Genomic DNA, 23,180 nt, shown 5'->3' on the forward strand with positions numbered 1-23,180 from the left:
TGCATAGGATAGTAACTTAAAAAAATTCTGACTGGACATCGGGGCATGATATATATTCAGGAATTTATAAAAAATGAAATCCCTATAACTATATGTACTGATAACGATACTATTTGCGGGACAAATATTTCAAAAGAATATATGCAATTTTTATTAACAGGACACGATTCATTTATGAATTGGAATGTTGTTAAACAAGCTGCAAAAAACGGAATTCAAACAGCATTCATTTCTGAACCGGATAAAGCAGACGCTTTGAACATATTTGATGACAGAACCAGAAAAATTGAAAAATTGATTAAAGAATACAGTAAATAATATAAAAAAAGAAAGAAGGTGTTTAAAGATTTGCTAAAAAAAGACGATAAATTACAAATAGAGTAATTTATAAAACAAATATCAGTAAAAAATTATTTTAAAGATTATTATGAAGGAGAAAAATTATGGAAAAAATTGGTAAACATTTAAGTCAAATCCCAAGTTTCACCGGTCAAGGTAACAAAAAAAATGAAGTTGCAGTAGCGACTGCTACTCAACAAGCCATAACGAATGCAGAAAAAGTTGCAGTAAGCACCGGGCATGTATGTGGTCAAGATTTGGTACAAGCAAAAACATTAAAAATTCAGCCGGGCAGCGAAATATTAAATAGAGCTGTTCCGATCGAAAGCAAGCCAAATCCTGCTAATTTTACTTTAGCAACAACAACGGGTGAAGTTCCTGATGTATGGAGTCAAGCCGGGGCGAATCATTCTTATAAACCAGGTCAAATAGTTATGAATTACGGAGAACAGCCACTTGAATATGTTTCAAACCCCAAAGTTCTGGAAGAAGCTAAAGCCAAAGGATTATCCACAGTTCCTGACAGAGCAGTCGGGGATTATGATATTATGCATGATACTTATATTAGAAAAGATACCGGTAAATATTTAAGAGAAACACCTATGAAACCTGGTGATCCTCCAATCGATGTTGTTAAAAAAGCTAAAGGTGGCGTTCTTGTAATGCCAAATGGTACAGAAGTACATACTTTAGAAACTATAGCCGCAAATAAACCTCCTGTAACAATAACAACAGGAAATGTAATTATGCTTGATCATAAAGGAAATCCTTATGTAGGTGATATAGAAAAAGTTTTTGTTAAAAAGAATGTTCCGACAAGTCCAAAAGCAGAAAAACTATTCGAAGCAGCTCAAAAATTTATAGAAACAAGGAAACAAGCAATGAAAGAACTCGGCGAAGAGGCTAAACCGGCTATTGAAGCGGCTTGGAAAACTCTTGTAAAAACTGCAAAAAAAATAAAACCATAAAATTACTTTAACAAGATTGTAAAATCTTCAGTTTATTTAATATTACATCGAGCTTTGCTCGGAAAGGAAGTAAAAATATCAATGTCAATTCAACAATCCGTTAAATTACAGCCTCCTGTAGGTAAACAAGTGGCTTTTAAAGGAAAATTTGCTGACGCTGTCGGGAGTTTAGCTTTAAAAGCAGGAGGTTTTGGTCAGACAGCAAGTAAAAATGTTTCAAAACCCGGAATATTAGGAAAAATTAAAAATAATTTAATAAGTGCTGTTTTAGCGTGTCTGCCTGATTTTAAAATCAGGATGCGCTAAATAACATTTTCGGAAATTTAAGCAACAAGTTGAGAAAAACTTGAGGTAACGATGAACTATAGAGATTGTTTCTAAAATTCAGACACATAGCGACAAATTCTCCTATATACACTATAACATGTATATAGGAGAATTTGAGTGTTGAAACTTAGTTTCTCTTATTTTTTAAAATTGCTGGACTTATAGTTAATTTTGTTGAACAAAAATTCCAGAAATTTAAGAAAACTGAAAAGAAATTCAAAACCAGATAGTGCATAATATTAATATGTAAAAAATCGGTGAATTTCTTATGAATATTCAATATGCAAGCGAAAAGTATTTAAAACCATTATTGTCATTAATAGATGGAGAGAATAACAAAAAAACTTTTGAGAAGTATATATCTGGCTTAATTCTAGAGAACAAGAACTTTTCAACACTTGAAATCAATGAAAAAACAGAAGAAAAGGAATTATCACAGTTATATTATTTCTTAGAACAAACTATTAATTGGAGAAAGTTATCCTATACACAAGCAAAAGCCGTTATAGCAGATGATAATCCTAAAGATTTTTATTTATTATTGGATGCAACCCCTATAAAACAAAAATATGCAGAGAATCGAATAACTAAAACTGGCTTTGTGAATATATCAGAGCTTAAAAATGTTCCTAATAATGAGATAGTGGGGCTGTATCTTAGTAACGGAACTAAATACATTCCTCTAGAATTCAAGCTTTGGGCTAGTGCAAAGGTCACAGAACCTCAGGATTACAAGAAAAAAACAAATCAATTTATAGAGCTTTTTCAATATTACGGAATGAATGGGATACCTGTAAAGAGAGCGTTTTTCGATAATGGATTTGCCTCAATGTTCAACCTTAACTGGTTAATGGAGAATAAATATATCTTTATCACAAGATTAAAAAGCAATAAAATCGTATACATCAATGGAGAAAAGCGAATATTAGGTGAATTAGACTTAAAAAATGGAGAAAGTATAACCTGTACTATTAAAGGCATTAAAAAAAATGTAAAAGTACTTAAGTTTTGGCACCAAGACGAGGAATATTATATTGTAACAAATGACCTTGACATTACAGATGCAGATTTGAAACAGGGATACTTAGACAGGTGGGGCGTTGAAGTATTTCACAGAGAAGCTAAACAAAAGCTGGGACTTGAAAAAATGCTTGTCAGGTCTTGGCGAAAATTGACAAACAGAATAGGTTTAATTTGTGTTGTTTATGGCTTCCTTACTGCAATTGGGCAGCAGGTTAAAACGTCTATCGGAAAAACGAAAAGAATTATACAGGATTTTATATATTCAACTCACGACTCTGCTGACCGTTTAGGCAATTTGGGTTTTTGCTAAATTTCTGAAAATTCATATTTCAAAAAAATATTATAAAATTTGTTCAAGAAGTTAATAAAAAAGCCGATTTTAAGTATATGGACAAAGATAAAGAAAATAATGAAATACAAAAAGCAATGCAGCCGTTCGTAGAATTTAGAAAGGCTGTAAGTGTTTTTGATTGGCTGCCAAAGCTTAATAATATTTTTAATCCGAGTAGCTTAAATCAATTTCAGGCTTTTAACGAGGTTAATAAAAATCTTGCAGCCGGCTATGAGTTGACTAAAAATTTTCAAAGGATAACCGATTCAATTGATAAAATATATAAAATTATTGAAGCTGTTCAAAAAGAATTAGCTGAGCGAAATATTGATATAGAAATAATCGCGGAGCTGGAAATATCAGAATTGGTCAAATTGTATTCTTTATCCGGCAAATCAAGTCTCAGCTTTACAGATATTCTGGAAGACAGCTTGAAACTCTTTGGCAATGTCACATATGAGCAAGTTGTAAAATATTTGGAAATTTTAAGCAGCCGGAAAGATCAAATAATAAAAAATGAGCCGAAATTCATAAATTTTGACGATATTTCTAATGAAGATTTGGAATTCTCACAAAAATACACTGAAAGCCAAGTTGTAAAGAAGTTAAAAGAATATGCAAAAGGCGAAATAAAACTGAGAGAAGAAGAAAAAACTCTTTTAAGGTACCTGAAGAAAAATAAATTTTTATCAAATAAAGAATTGGCACAAAGGATGAAGTACAGTAAAAGAGGCATAGAGGAAATATGTGCAAAGATTCGCCGCAAGTTTGATTTGGATTTTATTGAACCTAAAAATACTAAACGGCATTTGTTAATAGCTTTAGCCCAAAATATTCAACTTTAATGACCCGTATTTAAGTTTTTAAAGATAAATTATTTCTGTTTAAGCCCCAAACTGTGTGGTTATCCACATAACTTGGGGCTTAAAATTTGCTATTCTTAAATATAAGAAAGTGAAAAGCCAGAGTTGTGTTTCTGCAATAACCATGAGGTATAAGTCTATGAATATGACCTATACTGTGTGGTTATCCACATGATTTTGGATGTAAAATCGCTCATAATAGAAATATTCAGAAATAAAAAATGAGTTCAGTTCCGTAAGAATCAGGAGGCAGAAGTTTATGAATACCAACTTGGTTGTAGAATACGTCAACGCTTCAGAAATCAAACCTTACAAGTCAAATCCCAAAATTCACAAAAACAAGCAAATTCAGCAGATAGTGAATTCCATTTCTGAGTTCAGGTTCAACAATCCCATTCTGATTGATGAAAACAACGTGATTATCGCAGGGCACGGAAGATTATTGGCTGCCAATCACCTGAACATGCAGCAAATTCCTGTGATTAAACTCTCGCATCTTTCCGATGCTCAGAAAAAAGCTTATAGAATAGCTGATAATAAGTTGACCGAAAACGGTGAATGGGATTTTGACCTGTTAAAAATCGAGTTTGAAGACTTAAGCCATCTTGAACTTGATTTTAATCTGGACATAACAGGTTTTGATACTGCTGATATTGACGTTATGCTTGATGATACACTCACCCGCAAAGAAGTTAAGCTTGATGAAAAAGCCAATGCCGTTCCGTTTATCTCTGCAAATGAAATAGTTTCTCAGCCGGGCGACATCTGGCAATTAGGCAAACACATGATAATCTGCGGCAATTCTTTAGAAAAAGAAACTTATACTAAGCTTTTTGGTAGCGAAAAAGCGAATATGATTTTTACAGACCCGCCGTATAACGTCAAAGTCGACGGACATGTCTGCGGATTAGGTAAAATCAAACATAAAGAATTTTACATGGCATCAGGAGAGATGTCAGAAGAAGAATTCCAAAATTTTCTGTCCGGAAGTTTCAACCTGCTGAAAGAATTCTCAAAAGACGGTTCTCTGCACTATATCTGTATGGACTGGCGGCACATTAAAGAAATAATTAATGCCGGAAGTATTTATGATGAATTTAAGAACCTCTGCGTTTGGAATAAAGACAACGGCGGAATGGGATCTTTATACAGGTCAAAGCATGAGCTGATTTTTATCTTTAAAAATGGCAAACAATCTCACATAAATAATGTTGAACTTGGCTCGCACGGCAGATACAGGACAAATGTCTGGGATTATCCCGGGGCAAATTCTTTCGGCAGAGACAAAAACAATCTTAAATTTCACCCGACCGTCAAACCCGTTGAAATGGTCAAAGACGCTATTTTAGATGTTACAGCCCGGAATGATATTGTACTGGATGCCTTTTTAGGTTCAGGTACAACTTTAATAGCGGCGGAAAAATCCGGCAGAGTTTGCTACGGCATAGAACTTGAAGCTCTCTACATTGACACAACAATCCGCCGATGGGAAAGCTTAACCGGTTCTTCTGCCCTAAATTTATCTTCAGGCAAAACTTACAGGGAATTATCGGAGGAAAAACAAAATGCCAAAGAAAACTAAAAATTCAGAAAATTCCGACAATTACGAAGTTGGTTACAAGAAACCTCCAAAAGATTCACAATTCAAACCCGGGGAGTCCGGTAATAAAAAAGGCAGGCCCAAAGACAGCAAAAACACTTATGCAATGTTAAACGAAGTTTTAGTGCAAAAAATCAGCATAAAAGAAAACGGCAGGGATTTAAGAATCCCCAAAAAACTGGCAATGATTATGCAGCTTGTAAATAAAGCTGTTAAAGGAGATGTAAAAGCCATAAATTCGCTATTGCCACATATGTTGATGGCTGATGCGAAAGAAGAAGATAAAAACAAGATTCTGGCATCCATTAGCCAAGATGACCGGGACATAATCACAAATTATTTAAAAAATATTTCTGATTTTGACGGAACAGAAGAGGTAAACAACAATGATTAATGATAATAAAGCTTTATTAAATTCCATCCTTCGAATTAACTTTAAATCCTTTGTAGAAAAGGTTTTTAAAGAAGTTTCCCCGAATGCTCAATATCTTGACAACTGGCATATTGAAGTAATTTGCCATGAACTTATGGATCTGCTGGAAAACCGAGAAAACCGCCTGATAATTAACATTCCGCCACGGTATATGAAATCAATAATCTGCTCCATCGCATTTCCGGCATTTATCTTAGGGCATAATCCCAAAGCTTCCGTTATTGTTGTCAGCTACGCCGATGAACTCGCTTCAAAACTTGCGCTTGATTGCAAAAAAGTTATGGAAAGCGGTTGGTACCAAGAACTTTTTCCTGATACAAAATTATCAAAGAAATCCGTAAATGACTTTGAAACAATAAAAGGCGGGTGCCGGTATGCAACTTCAATTAACGGAACACTTACAGGAAGAGGTGCAGATTACATTATTATCGATGACCCGATGAAACCGATGGATGCATACTCGGATTTATTACGGGATAAAACAAATGATTGGTACGGAAATACTTTGTACTCAAGGCTTAATAACAAGAAAGACGGGAAAATAATTGTTGTTATGCAAAGACTTCACGAAGAAGACCTCACAGGTTACCTGCTGGAAACAGACCCGAATTTTAGACATATTAAAATCTCTGCTATCGCTGAAGTTGATGAATGCTGGATGGCTATAGACAGAATTACCGGCTTAGAGAAAAGATTTTACAGAAAGCAAAACGACCCGCTGCATCCTGAAAGGGAAGATTTAGCGAAATTATATCAGGCAAAAGAATATATGGGCGAGTATAACTTCGCCGGGCAGTACCAGCAAAACCCTGCACCACGCGAAGGAGGTGTAATTAAAAAGAAATGGCTTCAGTATTACAGCATAAATGAGCTGTTTAATGCTATTGAACGTGAAGAAATCAAGGTTAAATGCATTATTCAATCCTGGGATACAGCTAATAAAATTGCTCAGCATAATGATTATTCAGTCTGTATAACTATACTTAGGGATGAAAAAGACAGGAATTATGTGCTGGATGTTTACAGGGAAAAGCTGGAGTTCCCTTTCCTGATCAAAAAAATTGCACAAATGCATAACGATGCAAAAGAGAAGTATAAGCACAGAATAGAGGTTTTGATTGAAGATCAGGCTTCCGGCACAAGCCTGATTCAAACACTAAAGCAGGATTTCAAGATTTACCCGAAAGGCATCAAGCCGGAATATGACAAGGAAACCAGACTGATTTCCGTTTCAAACTTAATAGAGAATGGCAACTGCCTGTTTCCTGACGACAAGCCAAATTGGTGGCTTGATTTTGAGCAGGAAATCTTGAGATTCCCGAAATCAAAACATGATGACCAGTGCGACGCTCTAAGCCAAGCACTAAACGAGAAAGTATACGGATCCTCTGAATTTGAATATCTTTCTCGCCCCAGATCCAAAACTGCAACAGACAGGCTTTTCGAAGGTTATTACACGGCACCTGACTGGGATTTAATGTAGCAAATTGGAGGTTAAAAATGTGAAAAAATCAAAAATTTACAGGTTACATTTACAAAAAGTTCAAAAAGGAGGCAAATTATGAAAGAAATTACAATTCGCGAATTTAACCCCTGTAGATGCTTTAAGAGCCATGAGGATGCTAGAAATTGGCTTTTAAAAAACATTTACAGGTTAGAAGAACTCATTCATTCTGAAATCAAAGAACCTAAATATCTTGATGACGTCCCTGAGTTTATACGACCTGATATTTACGGAAAAATAAGGGGTTCTCTTGACTTATTGGTGGTGAGTATAAATCTTGATAAAGAAATCACCAACGATGATCTCAAAAAATTTCTTGATACTGTAGCTTTTAACGACGCGTCATTAGCAATTTGGGTGCTGACAGATATTGATGAAAGACTGCAATGTATGCTTGAGTGGATAAGTCAAAAAATGGAGCCGAAAGTGGAGTTTTTAATACTGAAAATGTCTGCTTTCCGGATAGAAAATTCAGGACCGGTTCTTAGTTTAGATAGAATGTAGGATTAACATATCGACACATATTGCCACAGAACTCCTTATGCCCGCTAACATCATTACGATTAGCAGGTATAAGGAGTTTTTTATGACTAAAATTTATTCAAAGACTATGCTTCAATGTATTGTCAACGGAGAAATTTAAATATGGCAAACACTTGATTTTAGTGAGCGAAAGAGTGATGAATGCTGTTGTCAATTAAGTATAGAAAGGACAACAGCTGTGACGGAAACGATAGAAGAGTTACAATGCTTATCAAGAGAAGAATTGATCAAAAAATGGAAGAAAATTTTCAAAACAAATTCTCCGCAGCATGCAAGAAAAGAATTCCTGATAAAACATATTTTATGGGAGCTTAATGCAAAAGAAAAAGGCGGTTATTCTTCTCAAACTAAAAAACAGCTTGATAAACTTGCAGAGAAATTTGCTAAAAAGCAGGAAGTTAATGAAAATGATATTAAAGAATCCTGTAAACAAAGTTCTGTTTTGGAAATAAAAGCAGGAACAAAGCTCATAAGAGAATATAAAGGGGAGAAACACGAAGTAATTTCTATTGATAAAGGTTTTAAATACAAAGATAAGCCATATAAAAGCCTTTCAGCCATAGCAAATGAAATAACAGGCACAAGATGGAACGGTAAAGTTTTCTTCGGAGTAAAAAAATGAAAGAAATAAAGAAAAAAACTATTCGCTGTGCAATTTACACAAGAAAATCCTCAGAAGAAGGCTTGGAACAGGATTTTAACTCCCTTGATGCACAAAGAGAAGCCTGCGAATCATATATTAAATCCCAGCAGCACGAAGGCTGGGTTCTTGTTGATAAGCAGTATAACGACGGTGGTATTTCGGGTGGAACTTTGGAAAGACCCGCACTTAAAGAACTTTTTAAAGATATTGAAACAGGCGAAATTGATACAGTTGTAGTTTACAAGATAGACAGGCTTACCCGCTCATTAATGGATTTTTCTAAAATTGTTGAATTATTTGATAAAAAATCAGTTTCATTTGTTTCAATTACCCAGCAGTTCAATACTACAACCAGCATGGGAAGGTTGACTCTCAATATTCTTCTATCTTTCGCCCAATTTGAAAGAGAAGTTTCAGGCGAAAGAACAAGAGACAAAATAGCCGCTTCAAAGAAAAAAGGTCTCTGGATGAGCGGAAAATCTCCCATCGGTTATGAAATAAAAGATAAAAAACTCGTTCCTGACAAAAAATACTTGCCGACTGTTGAAATAATTTTTGAAAAATATCTTGAATTAAAAAGCGTACCGGAGTTAAAAAAATATCTTGAAGAAAATAATATTGAAACCAGAACAGAGAAATATTTCAGTAAAGGTAATTTGTATCATATTCTGCAAAACAAAACATACATCGGTTTAATAACGCACAAAGATAATATTTATAACGGCGAGCATGATGGAATTATTGATAAATATACTTTTCGAAAAACTCAGGAACTCTTATCAAAAAACAGAATCAGGCAAAAAAGTTCAATAAACTCCACAAATCCTTCACTGCTGGCAGGCAAAATTTTTGATGACAAAGATAACTACATGAGCCCAAGCCACAGCAATAAAAAAGGCAAAAGATACAGATACTATGTCAGTCAGGCTATTATTCAATCCAGAAAACAAGAAGCCGGTTCAGTTTCAAAAATCCCTGCCGGAGAAATTGAAACCGTTGTTGCAGAAGAAATAAAAACTTTTCTTTCTAATCCTAAAAATATTCAGCACTATATTTTGGACTTTGATATACACAAGCAAAAAATAATATTATCAAAAGTTTCAAAACTTGAATTAAAAAATAATTTTATTCGGACAATACTATCAAAAGTAGTTTTATACAAAGAAAAAGTTGAAATTATTCTCTGTAAAGAACAACTGTTAAAAGCATTAGAATCCATAACTTATGATAAACCTTTCCCTGAAGAATTAAAGGAAGAAACAAAAGAACCGATATTTATAACTCAGCAAATTCGCATATCGGCAACAGCTAATAAAGGAAGTGTTTTAATAATCTCAGATTCTAAAAAAACAGAAATTAATATTAATCCTCAATTAATAAAAGCAATAGCCAAAAGTTATTATTGGAACGACCTTTTACTAACAGGAGAAGCTAAAAGCAGTATTGATATACAAAAAATAGAAAAGCTTGGGAGCAAAACCTACATAAATAATATTCTTGAACTAAGATTTCTTGCCGCTGATATTGTTGATAGAATTTTAAACGGAACTCAGCCAAGGGATTTGACAGTAGGAAAATTATTCAAAATCAGAACTTTAGATTGGGAGGAACAAAGAAGGATATTGCAATTTGAAAAGTCACCACGAAAAATGCAGACAGAGAATTTTGCTTAAATTCTCCATAAAATCAGCAACAACCTCTCCCAACTCAATTCTCTTTATCGAAATCGCAACAAAAAATCCCGCTAACAGCGGGGTTTTTTGTAATAAAAAGAAACTTGTTCTCTTTCTATGGACTAAGATACTGGGGCGAAAGGATTCGAACCTCCGAATGGCGGGACCAGAACCCGCAGCCTTACCACTTGGCGACGCCCCAACAATATCTTTTATTATAATTGAAATATCTTTTTTTTCAAAATAACTGTTACATTATATGATTGGGCTTTTTTTCGTAGTTATTTGAGCAGTTTAAAAAACTTTTTCGAGAGAAATCCTTTTAAGTTGCTTGTCAATGGAAACAACCCTGACTTTTAGCGTTTCGCCTACCGAAATCACATCATGAGGGTTGGATATGAATTTATTACTGAGCTTTGAAATATGAATGAGCCCGTCTTGGTGAACTCCTAGATCAACAAATGCTCCGAAGTTCGTAACATTTGTAACAGCTCCTTCAAGCTCCATGCCAATTTCCAGATCATCAATCTTGTTGATTTCAGAGCTGAACTCAAGACTTGAAAATTCTTTTCTCGGGTCAAGTCCCGGCTTTTTAAGTTCGCTAATAATATCCTGCAAGGTCAAAAGCCCTATTTCTTCCGTAACATATTGAGAAATTTTAATTTTGGAAATTTCTTCATCATTTCCGATTAAGTTTTCTGTTTTAATTCCCAGATCTTTCGACATTTTTTCCACTATATGATAGCTTTCAGGGTGAATTGCAGAATTGTCAAGCGGATTTTCGCAGTTTCTTATCCTCAAAAACCCTGCACATTGTTCATAAGCTTTATTTCCAAGTTTTGTTACTTTTAATAACTGCTTTCTGTTTTTAAAATTACCGTTTTCTTTCCTGAATTTGACTATATTTAAGGCAATCACGTTTCCAATTCCGGAAACATGTGATAATAACTCTGCTGATGCTGTATTTAATTCGACACCGACAAAGTTTACGGCTGATTCAACCGTTAAATCAAGTGCTTTATTAAGCTGAACCTGATTAACGTCATGCTGATATTGCCCGACACCTATTGATTTAGGGTCTATTTTAACAAGCTCGGCAAGCGGGTCTTGAAGCCGTCTTCCTATGCTTATTGCGCCTCTTACGGTTACATCAAGTTCAGGAAATTCTTTAATCGCCACATCAGAAGCCGAATAGACAGAAGCCCCTGCTTCGCTCACGATTATAGATTTAACATTGAGATTATTTTTTTTGATAACCTCACTTACAAAAGAACTTGTTTCTTTTGAAGCTGTGCCGTTACCAATAGATATAAGCTCTACATTGTATTTTTTTATAAAATTAAGGAGTAAGGCTTCGGATTCCGCTTTTTTGTTGTGGGGTTCATTCGGAAATATGGCTTTATACTCTGCAAAATTACCGTTTTTGTCTATAACTGCAACTTTACATCCTGTTCTAAAGCCGGGATCTAACGCTAAAATCATTTTATCACCTGCAGGAGGGGATAAAAGCAGATTTTTGAGATTTTTAGAGAACACATTGATTGCTTCTTTTTCTGCCTCTTCTATTTTTAAATTTAGCACTTCTGTTTCTACAGAAGGGAATATAAGGCGTTTAAAGCTGTCTTCTATTGCATTTAAAAGGTCATCATAAAAAATAAAATCGTCATTTTTAATAATTTTATCGTCAATAATATCAAGGGCATTTTCTTCGTTTACTTCCAGTTTCCAACTTAAAACGCCTTCTTTTTCGCCTCTTTGCATTGCAAGAATTCTATGAGAAGGCGATTTTTTGACAGGTTCAGAAAAATCATAATAAGTTTCAAACTTAGTTTTTTGCTCTTTAAATTCTTTTTTGACTTTAGAAACAACAAGTCCCTGTTGATAAGCTATATTTCTGATACTGCTTCTGATATCAGCCCTGTCTGAAATTTTTTCCGCAACAATATCAAGAGCTCCGGATAAAGCCTCTTCCTGCTTTTTGACACCTTTTTCCGGATTTATGTATTTTAATAAAATTTCTTCTCGGGAAGTTTTTGTCGGTAATTGAGCAAAGATCAAGTCTGCTAATGGTTCTAGTCCTTTTTCTTTTGCAATAGTCGCTTTAGTTCTCTTTTTTTGTTTGTACGGAAGATAAAGATCTTCCAGTTTTTGTTTTTCAGTGCAGGATAAAATTTCTGTTTCGAGCTCAGGAGTTAACTTGCCCTGTTCTTTGATGGTTTTAATAATTGTTTCTTTTCTTTTTTTTAATTCGGTATAATATTCGAAGCGTTCTTTTATGTTTTTTATTTGTGTTTCATCCAGTCCGCCTGTTTTTTCCTTTCTATACCTTGCTATAAAAGGAATTGTGGCATCATTATTGAACAATTCTATTGTATGATTGACTGAAGTTTCTTTTATTCCAAGTTCTTGAGCAATTATTTTGTTTATATCCAAGGTTTTCTCCAGTTCTTAATTTTTTTCTATATTCCTGTTTCAAGTAATTTCTGAATATTATGAAAGAAGAAGTTTAATTATCACAACAAATCTTGAATTTGGCAAATGGAACAGTATTCTTTACAATGAGAAGTTAACAAGTGTTATTGTTGACAGGCTAATAATAGCACCGTCATTTATTAATCTTTAACGCTTCCGGCTAAAGACTTAAGAATAAATTTTTAAAAAATGGAATTAGAAGATTAAATTCTAAACGTTTGTAATTCAAGTTTTAGCAGAGGAAATATCTGATTCGTTAATGCCCATCCTGGTTCTTTAAGAACTTACTAAAATGTTTTTTAAGGGTTCTTACTACCAGCAAATCTTTATAAGTTTCTTTCAGATTATTTATATTTTCTCCAGACTCCAATTTTTTATGTAATTCACAAAACTGCAAATATTTAATGTAATAAAGCTTTTTTCTCTCCGTTTTAGAATAGACGTTTTTATTCAGCAATAAAAGAGACTTATCAATATTTTCTATATTACTAAGATTGTCAGAATTTGAGTTTGATTCAATAAATCTTTTTAAATTTGAAGTTAATTTAATATTTGATTCAAGTACATTAATTTTATCAGTACCCAATATTTCCGGGTATTTTTTTAGGACATTAAGTGCTTTTTTATAGTGAAAATCAGCTTCATAGTTGTCAAATTCGAAATATTTTGCATATATATCCGCACATCTATTATCTGTATCAAAAACTGTTTTTATTGCTTTTTGTTTCAACAAGTCAGGATTTTTTAATATATTTTTTAACTCGTTAATTTTTTCAAAACATAATTTTGTATTTTCAATGCTATTATTTTTTTTGTAGAATTTTGTTTTATTTTTATAATAATCAACTTCCAAATGCAAGCTCTTCTGATAGCTGTCAAGAAACGCCTGCTCTCCTTTTCTATGAAATAAATCCGAAAAATATCTGTTTAGAAATCTCTCCTTGAATACAATCAAATTGTTTTCTTTTGTGGTTAAAGGGTTAACTAAATATGACCTGTTAAAATCAATAATATTAACATTATTTTTAGAAAACAAAATATTTCCTGCCCATAAGTCATTATGAATAACTCCAACTTCGTCAAATTTTTCTATTAAATTAAATATTTTGCTAATTTTTTTGTTCGTAATCAAAGCATGGTCATAAAAAATACCTTTAGATGAAGCTTGCTTACCGTCAACCCAGCCCATAACCAGATAATTATTTAATTGAGCTTTAGTACTTTTCCCAAAGTCTCCGTTATAGAAATAAAATTCAGGTATATTTTTAAAGCCTTTTATTTTTTCATATACTTGAGCTTCAGTTTTTAATTGTTCTATAGGGTTGGCTGTTTGATGTTTTGCTTTTTCAGGTGCCCAAACACGTTTAATGGCATAAATATTTCTACTTTTTACCGGTGAATATTTTAATATTTCTGCAAGATAACCAATCTCGTTAACGCCTATAACACCATCGCTCTTTGTATTTAATTTAGAAAAATCAATATTTTGCAAGTCATTAGGACATTGGCCTATTTGCAATGAATTACCTGTAAAACACAGCACATCCTTTGTTAATGACTTATTAAGTATGTTTTGCCTGCTGTTTTGCAGTATAAGTTGAGTATTTATTTTTAAATAATGATTAGTAATATGCATTTTAGTTGTTTCTATAAGGTTTATTTATACAATATAAATTTACCAAAGCCCTGATGATTGCTACTTGCATTTTTTAGTCCTTAATTTTTCATTAAACAATTTATTACTTTTATAATGATGGTGATTTTTTCAAATTGCCTTTTTAAACTAATTAATTTGCATTTCTTAATATTTTATTTGGGGGTCTTAAACATATTAAGAAATGTAAATGCGGATTTGTTAGTTACTGAGATGAACTTGGGGAAAACTTATTTTTTTTTATGTATTGTGAGGCAACTTTAAAAGTTCACCATCTTTAAACAAGTAACAAACTTACTAAAGATAAGGAACGCTCAAAAAGTGCAAGTAATTAGTAATCGATTTAAAAATAACAGTCCAAATCTATATAGAATCGGGATGACAAAAAAACCGATTGAACCTGAAAATATTATTAAAGCTCATGAGTTTAATTTTAATAAAAATTCAATTTCGTTTTACGGATATACCGTTGAACCTTCTCGTCGACTGAATAAATCAAATTACGCAATAGCTGAGTATATAAACGAAATTAATAAGGCGCGGACTTTATATGGAGATCAGGCAATGATTGAGCTTGCAATGGGCAATCCTGATATAATTCCGCCTCAAGGTGCAACGGATGCACTGAGAAAATCATCCCATGACCTATGGAGTCACAGATATAATTATCCAAAAGGAGAAGGCTCTTTCAGGGAAGGTGTTGCTTCGTGGTTAAAGAAACGATTTGACCTTGAAATAAATCCGAATACAGAAGTGATGCTTACTTCCGGCAATTCAAACGGCATTTCTACTATTCTTTCGGCTTATACCGAAAGAGGGGATAAGATTTTAGTACCTAACCCGGGTTATGCCTTGTATGATGATCTTGTAGCCAGACACGATCTTAAAAAAGTATCAATGAATTTAGACCCTAAAAATGGTTATCTCCCTGATTTTGATAAAATCAAGAAAGCAGATATTAAGGGTGTAAAGTGTATGATTATTAATTATCCGCATAATCCTACTGGAAGTTTTGCTTCTCTTGAATTTTATGAAAAAGCCGTAAAATTTGCCAAAGATAATAATATATTTATAATTCATGATTTTGATAATAGCGAAATCACTCATCATGGAGATAAACCGATTGGTATACTTCAGGCAGAAGGAGCAAAAGACGTAGCTTTCGAGGTGCATACTTTGAGCAAAGCTCATAATATGCCCGGTTTGAGAGTTGGTTTTGTTGTCAGCAACAAAGAATTTATTGATAATACCTATAAAGCAAAATTGCTTTCAAATAACAGCGTTTATACGGCTATTCAAGCCGCTGCAACCGCTGCTTTGGAAGATAAAGAAGGCTATATTGAAAAAGTTAATCAGGAACACAGAAACAGGAAAAATATAGCAATAGAACGGCTTAAAAAACTTGGCAGCGATGCACAACCCACGAAAGGAACTTATTATTTATGGGTAAAAGTGCCGGGAGGCTTTTCGTCAGATGAATTTTACAAATATGTTCTGCATAAAGCTCATGTTGCGATTACTCCGGGAACTGTTTTTGGTGAAAAAGGCGAAGGGTTTGTAAGGTTTGTTATGTCAGCAAATACCGAGGATATTAACAAAGCTTTTGATAATATTGAAAAAGCCGGAATCAGGTTTGATAAAAAGAAAAAAGATTTGCCAAAAGAAGAGCAGGAAGAAATTCAAAAAATTGCAAAAGGAGATATAAATATAATTCCAAAAGCGGTAAGAGATCTTGAAAATTATAAAGAAATACTATTTGAAAAACATGAAACGCTTAAAGAGAGATTGAACGGCAAGTCTGCTAATTTGCAAAGATTTTTGCCTGATAAAAATAGTATTGAAAGTCTTCCTGTTAATATACTTAAACCATTGCAAAAAGTGTATTTGCACGATTCAAGCTCTGTTAAGCCTTGTTTAGGTGAAATTAGGGAAATATCTCCATACAGCAATCCAAGCTATTATGAAAATATAAAAGATTGCATTAAAAATACATGGATTCCGTATGCTAAAAAACATAACCCGAATGCAGAAATATTAGAGGCATACAAAAATGGAAAATTTTATGAGGATGCAACTTATGTAACTGTATGGGCTAATGGAGAACTTCAAGCTATAGGTAACGTTGAGGCTCAAAACGATGGCTGTTTATGGGGCAGGGGTCTAAATACAGCTCCCTGGAATCAAGGAGAGACACCTAAAATTAAAGGCGCAGGCACGGCTATCTTAATGAGGCGGTTAGCCCTTTGCCTTGAAACAGGGAATTCTGCGTTTAAAATAGCGACAAAGAATAAACAGCTTATAGACTATTATCAGAGATTGGGTATGCAAAAAAATGAGATTAAAAGTTTTTCCGGCGTAGATTATCAGGTTTTAAGCATTGATAAAGAAGGAATGAAAAAAGCCTTGAAAACATATCAGAAATACCTGAGTTATTAACAGGATTTATTGTACGATTTGCGAAATTTTGTAATTAAAGTTATTGCATAACAAACTTGTATAAATATTAAGATTTTTTTTAAAAGCACTATCTTTTTCAAAAATTATATATTAATATAGTTATATAAAGATATACTTATATAGCTATAAACAAGGTGAAGTGAAGATGAAAAGCAAGTGCGAAGAAATGGCAGAAATATTTAAAGCATTATCACATCCGATAAGGCTGAAAATTGTATGCGGACTTATTCAGAAAAAAGAGTGCAATGTAACAAAGATGGTTACTCATTTAAATATGCCTCAGCCTAATGTATCCCAGCATATAAATATATTGAAAAATGCTGACATCATTGAAGGATACCGAAATGGTAACGAAATTTGCTACAAAGTAGTGAATGAGGATGTAGAAAAAATGATCCAAGCTCTGGAACTTGAAACAGCGGAGATAAAAGAATGATAATAATTAATAAAAACAGATGTCCTGTTAAAGCTATTTCTCAGAAAGTTTATAAACAGCCTGTTATAAATAATAAAGTTTGTGTCGAGTGTAAAAAATGTATAAATTTTTGTCCGATGCGTTCAATAAAAGAGATTTAAGAAAGGATTTGGAGTTGAAAATGCGTAAATATCTTGTATTTCTGATATTTTTCTTAATGATAAATCCTGCATTTGCGCAGGGAGATTTAAAGCAGGAGATAAAACCTTCTGACTCCTTATCAATGAAAGAAGCAATCAGCTGCGCTCTATTAAATAATAACGAATTAAAAGCATTGAGAAATTCTCTCTCCGCGCAACAAAGAGAAATAGGCATCGCAAAAAGCTATTTGATGCCCAGAGTCAAATTTGAAGAAATGTTTGTAAATACAAATAATCCTGCACTTGATTTTGCTCTCAGAATAAATCAGAGAAGGTTTACATCAGGCGACTTAAACAACGCACCGGGTTCATTTAACAAGCCTGATGCCATAAATAACTTTCTTACATCAATAACTTTAGAGCAGCCGATTTATTACAGAAAATCTTTTGTAGGGGTTGATATGGCAAAAAAAGAATATTCAGCGCAGACTTATGCTTTCTTCAGAAAACAGGAAGAAGTTGCTTTTAACGTGTCAAAAACTTATTTATCTGCGATTACGGCTCAAGAATATGTTAAAGTCGCGCAAAAAGCCGTTTTTGACTCAAAAGAACACTTGAGAATTGCTCAGGTAAGATTTAAAACAGGATTAGGGCTGTATTCCGATGTTTTAAGAACTTCTACGGCAGTAACAGAGGCGCAGCAGAAGCTTATTTCTGCAAACAAGAATTTGAGTCTTTCCAAAAGATCTCTGGGTTTGCTTATGGGAAAACAAACTTCTGTTGATATAAATTCAGTAGTTCCTCAATTAAGTATAAAAAATATTGATTATGCAAATACAGCTATAGCTTCAAGAAATGACGTTAAATCACTTGAGGAAAAACTTGAAAACGCCAGAAACGGGATTAAATTTGCCGAATCTGATTATTTTCCGACAGTCGCAGGATTTGGTTCTTACCAGCTTTATGACAGCAGGGCTCCTTTTGCGGCGGAAGGGCATAACTATGTTGCAGGTGCGGCTGTTAAATGGGAAGTTTTTGACGGTTTGAAATCTAAAAATAAAAAATTACAGGCAAAAGACAGGGTTGCGGAAGCACAGGAATATCTGAAAGGGTTTAAAAATCAAATAACTTACAAGATTTATGAAGCCTGCCAGAATGTAGAAGAAGCGCAAAAAAATCTTGAGCTTGCAAATTCAGCCTTAATAACTGCCGAAGAAGGCAAAAGGCTTGTTTTGAAAAGATGGGAAAGTTCTTTGTCTCCTATGGTTGATTTGCTTGATGCCCAGATTAACCTTGATAAAGCAAGAGCTGACGTTGTTAAAACCACTAACGATTATAAAGTTGCACTAATAAGCCTTTCTTTTGAAAGTGGGATTCTGTTCAAAGATTTAGGAATTGAGTAAAAAAGGAAATAATTATGAAAAAAATAATACTTTCATTGATAATATTATCTGCATTAACAGCAGGATGCACATCTAATAAAGAAAAAGCTCCTGAAAAACCTCAAATTTCAGGGGTAGAGATGAAAACTATAAATAAGTCTTCTGTTGATGATTTTTATGAAACTTCTGCGACTGTCAAATCGAAAATTTCCAGCGTGGTTTCCAGCATGATAATGGGGCGTGTTACTTCTTTGAGAGTTAAAGAAGGCGATAACGTTAGAGCGGGACAGCTTTTGTTAACTATTGACAACAGAGAAGCTTCTCAAAAAGCTATGGGGGCTCAAGCAGGAGTCAACGGGGCTATGAAAGGTGCAGAAGAAGCAAATCAAAACAGGCAATTAACAAATAAAACATATCAAAGATATGAAAAACTTTATAAAGAAAATGTCCTGACAAAACAGGAATTTGACCAGATTTCTACTCAAAAGCAACTTGCCGAACTTGAATACCAGAAAGCAATGCAGGGAGTGAATCAGGCAAAAGCGGGTCTTGGAGAAGTCGGAGTTTATCAGAGTTATTCAAGAGTTACAGCTCCTGTTTCGGGGATTGTGGTTCAAAAAAACATAGATTTAGGAAGTATGGCATCACCGGGACAGCCTTTATTAACTGTTGAAGCCCCTTCAAGTCTTGAACTTGTTGCTGATATTAACGAAAGTATGATTGATAAAATAAAAATCGGTATTCCCGTTTATCTTGAGTCCGAGGGAAAAAAAGAGGTTAAAAGCAAAATTACTGCTATAATCCCTAGAATTGACCCGATGACAAGAACTTTTACAATTAAGGTTGCATTTTCTGGCTTAAATTCCGGCAGTTATGCAAAAATTAAAATCCCTGTCGCTAAAATACAAGCAATTACCGTTCCGCAAAATTCAGTTGTTCAAAAAGGTCAACTTACAGGGGTTTATACGGTTGATGAAAAAAACATTATTTCTTACAGGTTGATAAGAACAGGTAAGACTTTCGGGAATGATGTCGAAGTCCTCTCCGGCTTGAGTTCGGGAGATAAAGTTATAATCAAAGGCTTTGAAAAAGCTGTTGACGGTGGAGAAGTTAAATAAACATTTGTCATTGCGAGGAGCGAAAACCGGAAGAGTAATAAAAAAAGGAAAAAATCATGAATCTCGGTATATCAGGTAAAATTGCAAAAGCTTTTATACAGTCAAAGCTTACCCCATTAATAATTTTAGCGTCTATAATTCTTGGGATATTTGCGGTGGTTGTTACTCCAAGAGAAGAAGAACCGCAAATCATTGTCCCTATGGCGGATGTGTTTGTTCAAGCTCCGGGGCTTTCTGCTCATGAAGTTGAATCTCAAGTTACTAAGCCGATGGAAAAACTTCTGTGGGAAATAAAAGGCGTTGAATATGTCTATTCTATCGTAAAACCCGGCATGAATTTGACTATAGTCAGGTTTTATGTCGGACAAAATCAGGAAGACAGTATCGTTAAGCTTTATAACAAATTAATGTCCAATTATGACAAGATTCCTCAGGGATTTTCTCAACCTCTTGTTAAAGTCCGTTCTATTGATGACGTGCCGATTCTTTCTATGACTTTATCAAGCACTGATAAAAATTATTCGGGTTATGAATTAAGAAGAATCGCCGCAGAAATTGGCGATGAACTCAAAAAAGGTAATGATGTTTCTGAAGTTAAAGTAATAGGCGGTCAAAAAAGACAGGTTAAAGTGGATTTTGACCCCGTAAAACTCAAAGGCTACAATTTAAGCCCGTATCAAATTACGCAGGCTATTCAAAAATCAAATTTTATAGCGGATTCAGGGAAATTCCCCTCAGGAAACAATGAATTTATTGTTCAGACAGGCGGATTTTTAAATAATTCCGATGAAGTGGGTAATCTTGTCGTAAATACTTTCAATGGCGCTCCTGTTTATCTTAAAGATGTTGCAACAATTCAGGATACAGCAGAAGAGCCTTCAGATTACGTTTTTAATTGGGATAAAAAAACAGGCTCTAATGAAGCGGTTACAATATCTTTATCTAAGAAAAAAGGAGCTAATGCTACAGTTATAGCCGAAGATGCGATTAAAAAAGTGGAAGCGCTAAAAGGCGAGCTTATACCGCACAATGTAAATGTTTCAGTAACAAGGAATTATGGTGAAACTGCAAAAGATAAATCTGACGAGCTTCTTGAACACATGATGATTGCCACGATTTCTGTAATTATATTGATAGCGCTTGCTCTTGGCAAAAGAGAAGCTGTTGTTGTAGCGGTTGCAGTCCCTGTAACGCTTGCTTTGACCTTATTAATAAGCTATTTGTTTGGATATACATTGAACAGGGTAACGTTATTTGCGCTTATATTCTCGATAGGGATTCTTGTAGATGATGCGATAGTCGTTGTAGAGAATATTCACAGACATTTCAAGATAGAAGGCGCAAGTCTGGAAACAGCTGTAAAAGCAGTCGATGAAGTCGGAAATCCTACAATTCTTGCAACTTTTACTGTTGTTGCGTCACTTTTACCTATGGCTTTTGTTTCAGGTCTTATGGGTCCTTATATGCGTCCGATACCTGTAGGGGCTTCCGCTGCAATGGTATTTTCACTTCTTGTGGCTTTTATAGTCAGTCCGTGGCTTAGTTATATAGTCTTGAAACATGTAAAATCATCAGGACACCACGAAGAAGAGGGCGGTAATTTTATAGATTATTATAAAAAAATCATAACTTCGCTTATAGAAGACAGAAATAAACGCCTGAAAGCTATAGCGGTTATTATAGGACTGCTTGTGGTTTCAATGCTTTTGATTCCACTAAAAGCTGTTCAGTTTAAGATGCTTCCTTTTGATAACAAAAGCGAACTTCAGTTGATTGTAGATATGCCTGCGGGAACAACGCTTGAGCAAACAGCTATGGTTACTCAGGAACTAGGCAAATATATTCAGACTGTTCCTGAAGTAGTTAATTATCAGAGTTATGTCGGAACTTCCGCTCCGTATAATTTTAACGGGCTTGTAAGACATTATTTTCTCAGACAAGGCAGTAATGAAGCTGATATCCAGATAAATTTTCTGCCAAAAGAAAAGAGAAAACTTCAAAGTCACGCAATCGCAAAAAGACTCAGGCCTGAATTAAAGAAAATTGCCGATAAATACGGTGCGAAAATAAAACTTGCGGAAATTCCGCCCGGTCCTCCTGTTTTAAGTACTCTTGTCGCGGAAGTTTATGGCCCTGACGAAAAAAGACAGGTTGAAACAGCTAAACAAATTAAGGATATTTTTAATAACACCAAAGGTGTGGTTGATGTTGACTGGTATGTGGAAGATGACCAGCTTAAGATAACATTTGAAGTTGATAAAGAAAAGGCAGCTTTAAACGGTATAAGCACAGATGTGATTTCTCAAAGTCTGCAAACAGCACTTGGGGGAACTTCTGTCGGATTGCTTCACTTGAACAGCGAAAAAGAACCTGTCGAGATTTTAGTAAGAATGCCGCAGGCTCAAAGAGATGATATTGAATCATTAAGAGCGGTAAGTATTCCAACTGATAGGGGAAGCTTTATTCCCCTTTCTGAACTTGTCAAACAAAAGCAGGGAATTGAAGACAAGACAATTTATCATAAAAACCTTAAAAGGGTTACTTATGTAATAGGTGATGTTGCTCAAGAATACGAAAGCCCTGTCTATGCAATATTAGATATGCAAAAGAAAGTTGAAAAACTTAATCTTCCCGAAGGTTATAAGCTTAAACAATACAATTCAGTTCAACCATGGCTGGAAAACAAATATTCCATGAAGTGGGATGGTGAGTGGCATATTACCATTGAGGTTTTTAGAGATATGGGAATAGCCTTTGCAGCTGTTTTAGTTCTGATTTATGTGCTTGTAGTTGCGTGGTTCAAGAATTTTATAACTCCATTAATCATAATGGCCCCAATTCCATTAACTTTAGTCGGGATTTTGCCAGGACATTGGATATTCGGGGCATTCTTCACCGCAACTTCGATGATTGGATTTATTGCCCTATCAGGCATTATAGTCAGAAATTCAATCCTGCTTGTTGATTTTATTCAGCTTGAACAACAAGAGGGAAGCAGTTTAAAAGAGGCAGTCATAAAAGCCGGTGCGGTAAGATTCAGACCTATTGTATTAACCGCTTTAGCTGTTGTTGTAGGTTCATTTGTAATGATACTTGACCCTATATTTCAAGGTCTTGCTATAGCAATGATGTTCGGTGCGGTTGTTGCTACGATTTTAACCTTGATTATCGTTCCGATTCTTTACTACGAAGTCTTTAGGGACAAAGAAAAATAAATTATATTTAAATCCGTTTCTCACAATTAATACAGGAGTTACGCAGCATAAGTTAAAGTCTTGTTGTCATTGAATTTTAT

20 protein-coding genes and 1 tRNA gene are annotated in these 23,180 nt (G+C 34.3%); 18 read left to right on the forward strand and 3 right to left on the reverse strand.

Annotated features, from left to right (window positions below; translation table 11 throughout):
- Positions 1-45: 45 nt before the first annotated feature.
- The 11 genes from WCG23_10080 (at position 46) to WCG23_10130 (ending at position 10,247) form a co-directional block, all read left to right on the forward strand.
- A complete protein-coding gene (locus WCG23_10080) occupies positions 46-318 on the forward strand; it encodes a hypothetical protein (protein MEI8390216.1) in 273 nt (90 codons plus the stop codon).
- 125 nt (positions 319-443) lie between these two features.
- A complete protein-coding gene (locus WCG23_10085) occupies positions 444-1,307 on the forward strand; it encodes a hypothetical protein (GenBank protein ID MEI8390217.1) in 864 nt (287 codons plus the stop codon).
- Between the two features lie 81 nt (positions 1,308-1,388).
- The gene (locus WCG23_10090; protein ID MEI8390218.1) at positions 1,389-1,613 is read left to right on the forward strand and encodes a hypothetical protein; all 225 of its coding nucleotides are present in this window, start codon (positions 1,389-1,391) and stop codon (positions 1,611-1,613) included.
- A 289-nt stretch (positions 1,614-1,902) separates the two neighbouring features.
- The gene (locus WCG23_10095; GenBank protein ID MEI8390219.1) at positions 1,903-2,967 is read left to right on the forward strand and encodes a transposase; all 1,065 of its coding nucleotides are present in this window, start codon (positions 1,903-1,905) and stop codon (positions 2,965-2,967) included.
- 77 nt (positions 2,968-3,044) lie between these two features.
- The gene (locus WCG23_10100; GenBank protein MEI8390220.1) at positions 3,045-3,833 is read left to right on the forward strand and encodes a hypothetical protein; all 789 of its coding nucleotides are present in this window, start codon (positions 3,045-3,047) and stop codon (positions 3,831-3,833) included.
- Between the two features lie 277 nt (positions 3,834-4,110).
- Positions 4,111-5,433, forward strand: coding sequence for a DNA methyltransferase (locus WCG23_10105; protein MEI8390221.1), 1,323 nt, complete (start codon positions 4,111-4,113; stop codon positions 5,431-5,433).
- Entirely contained in the window at positions 5,417-5,845 is a 429-nt protein-coding gene (locus WCG23_10110; protein ID MEI8390222.1) for a DUF5681 domain-containing protein, read from the forward strand. Before WCG23_10105 ends, WCG23_10110 begins: the two co-directional genes overlap by 17 nt.
- Positions 5,838-7,367: a phage terminase large subunit gene (terL, locus tag WCG23_10115; protein ID MEI8390223.1), complete on the forward strand. Its 1,530-nt coding sequence runs from the start codon at positions 5,838-5,840 to the stop codon at positions 7,365-7,367. Before WCG23_10110 ends, terL begins: the two co-directional genes overlap by 8 nt.
- Before the next feature lie 78 nt (positions 7,368-7,445).
- Positions 7,446-7,892, forward strand: a complete 447-nt coding sequence (locus tag WCG23_10120; GenBank protein ID MEI8390224.1) for a hypothetical protein — start codon at positions 7,446-7,448, stop codon at positions 7,890-7,892.
- 217 nt (positions 7,893-8,109) lie between these two features.
- Positions 8,110-8,553: a DUF2924 domain-containing protein gene (locus WCG23_10125; GenBank protein ID MEI8390225.1), complete on the forward strand. Its 444-nt coding sequence runs from the start codon at positions 8,110-8,112 to the stop codon at positions 8,551-8,553.
- Positions 8,550-10,247 (forward strand): recombinase family protein, encoded by a 1,698-nt coding sequence (locus WCG23_10130; GenBank protein ID MEI8390226.1) that lies wholly within the window; start codon positions 8,550-8,552, stop codon positions 10,245-10,247. Before WCG23_10125 ends, WCG23_10130 begins: the two co-directional genes overlap by 4 nt.
- Before the next feature lie 130 nt (positions 10,248-10,377).
- Here the strand turns inward: WCG23_10130 and WCG23_10135 are convergent.
- Both WCG23_10135 and WCG23_10140 read right to left on the reverse strand, forming a co-directional pair.
- Positions 10,378-10,449, reverse strand: a tRNA-Gln gene (locus WCG23_10135).
- A gap of 92 nt (positions 10,450-10,541) precedes the next feature.
- Entirely contained in the window at positions 10,542-12,680 is a 2,139-nt protein-coding gene (locus tag WCG23_10140; protein ID MEI8390227.1) for a Tex family protein, read from the reverse strand.
- 79 nt (positions 12,681-12,759) lie between these two features.
- Here WCG23_10140 and WCG23_10145 point away from each other — a divergent pair, with 79 nt between their 5' ends.
- A complete protein-coding gene (locus WCG23_10145; GenBank protein MEI8390228.1) occupies positions 12,760-12,870 on the forward strand; it encodes a hypothetical protein in 111 nt (36 codons plus the stop codon).
- Between the two features lie 105 nt (positions 12,871-12,975).
- Here the strand turns inward: WCG23_10145 and WCG23_10150 are convergent, their stop codons facing one another.
- The gene (locus WCG23_10150) at positions 12,976-14,355 is read right to left on the reverse strand and encodes a lipopolysaccharide kinase InaA family protein (protein MEI8390229.1); all 1,380 of its coding nucleotides are present in this window, start codon (positions 14,353-14,355) and stop codon (positions 12,976-12,978) included.
- Between the two features lie 339 nt (positions 14,356-14,694).
- Here WCG23_10150 and WCG23_10155 point away from each other — a divergent pair, with 339 nt between their 5' ends.
- The 6 genes from WCG23_10155 (at position 14,695) to WCG23_10180 (ending at position 23,100) form a co-directional block, all read left to right on the forward strand.
- Positions 14,695-16,809 (forward strand): aminotransferase class I/II-fold pyridoxal phosphate-dependent enzyme, encoded by a 2,115-nt coding sequence (locus WCG23_10155; GenBank protein ID MEI8390230.1) that lies wholly within the window; start codon positions 14,695-14,697, stop codon positions 16,807-16,809.
- Positions 16,810-16,975: 166 nt separating this feature from the next.
- Complete coding sequence (locus WCG23_10160) at positions 16,976-17,266, forward strand: metalloregulator ArsR/SmtB family transcription factor (protein ID MEI8390231.1); 291 nt, start codon at positions 16,976-16,978, stop codon at positions 17,264-17,266.
- Positions 17,263-17,406 (forward strand): hypothetical protein, encoded by a 144-nt coding sequence (locus tag WCG23_10165; protein MEI8390232.1) that lies wholly within the window; start codon positions 17,263-17,265, stop codon positions 17,404-17,406. The genes WCG23_10160 and WCG23_10165 overlap by 4 nt, the downstream gene beginning before the upstream one ends.
- Before the next feature lie 20 nt (positions 17,407-17,426).
- Complete coding sequence (locus WCG23_10170; protein MEI8390233.1) at positions 17,427-18,788, forward strand: TolC family protein; 1,362 nt, start codon at positions 17,427-17,429, stop codon at positions 18,786-18,788.
- Between the two features lie 14 nt (positions 18,789-18,802).
- Complete coding sequence (locus WCG23_10175) at positions 18,803-19,885, forward strand: efflux RND transporter periplasmic adaptor subunit (protein MEI8390234.1); 1,083 nt, start codon at positions 18,803-18,805, stop codon at positions 19,883-19,885.
- A 56-nt stretch (positions 19,886-19,941) separates the two neighbouring features.
- A complete protein-coding gene (locus WCG23_10180) occupies positions 19,942-23,100 on the forward strand; it encodes an efflux RND transporter permease subunit (GenBank protein ID MEI8390235.1) in 3,159 nt (1,052 codons plus the stop codon).
- Positions 23,101-23,180 lie beyond the last annotated feature (80 nt).

The organism is bacterium, from assembly GCA_037147175.1.
Lineage (GTDB): Bacteria > Cyanobacteriota > Vampirovibrionia > Gastranaerophilales > UBA9971 > UBA9971.

Excerpts from the sequence above, each read along its gene's own strand:
- WCG23_10090 (MEI8390218.1), top strand. The coding sequence starts at position 1,389 with ATGTCAATTCAACAATCCGTTAAATTACAGCCTCCTGTAGGTAAACAA.
- WCG23_10095 (MEI8390219.1), top strand. The coding sequence starts at position 1,903 with ATGAATATTCAATATGCAAGCGAAAAGTATTTAAAACCATTATTGTCA.
- WCG23_10130 (MEI8390226.1), top strand. The coding sequence starts at position 8,550 with ATGAAAGAAATAAAGAAAAAAACTATTCGCTGTGCAATTTACACAAGA.
- WCG23_10105 (MEI8390221.1), top strand. The coding sequence starts at position 4,111 with ATGAATACCAACTTGGTTGTAGAATACGTCAACGCTTCAGAAATCAAA.
- WCG23_10080 (MEI8390216.1), top strand. The coding sequence starts at position 46 with ATGATATATATTCAGGAATTTATAAAAAATGAAATCCCTATAACTATA.
- WCG23_10180 (MEI8390235.1), top strand. The coding sequence starts at position 19,942 with ATGAATCTCGGTATATCAGGTAAAATTGCAAAAGCTTTTATACAGTCA.
- WCG23_10150 (MEI8390229.1), bottom strand. The coding sequence starts at position 14,355 with ATGCATATTACTAATCATTATTTAAAAATAAATACTCAACTTATACTG.
- WCG23_10175 (MEI8390234.1), top strand. The coding sequence starts at position 18,803 with ATGAAAAAAATAATACTTTCATTGATAATATTATCTGCATTAACAGCA.
- terL (MEI8390223.1), top strand. The coding sequence starts at position 5,838 with ATGATTAATGATAATAAAGCTTTATTAAATTCCATCCTTCGAATTAAC.
- WCG23_10110 (MEI8390222.1), top strand. The coding sequence starts at position 5,417 with ATGCCAAAGAAAACTAAAAATTCAGAAAATTCCGACAATTACGAAGTT.
- WCG23_10165 (MEI8390232.1), top strand. The coding sequence starts at position 17,263 with ATGATAATAATTAATAAAAACAGATGTCCTGTTAAAGCTATTTCTCAG.
- WCG23_10100 (MEI8390220.1), top strand. The coding sequence starts at position 3,045 with ATGGACAAAGATAAAGAAAATAATGAAATACAAAAAGCAATGCAGCCG.
- WCG23_10160 (MEI8390231.1), top strand. The coding sequence starts at position 16,976 with ATGAAAAGCAAGTGCGAAGAAATGGCAGAAATATTTAAAGCATTATCA.
- WCG23_10085 (MEI8390217.1), top strand. The coding sequence starts at position 444 with ATGGAAAAAATTGGTAAACATTTAAGTCAAATCCCAAGTTTCACCGGT.
- WCG23_10170 (MEI8390233.1), top strand. The coding sequence starts at position 17,427 with ATGCGTAAATATCTTGTATTTCTGATATTTTTCTTAATGATAAATCCT.
- WCG23_10120 (MEI8390224.1), top strand. The coding sequence starts at position 7,446 with ATGAAAGAAATTACAATTCGCGAATTTAACCCCTGTAGATGCTTTAAG.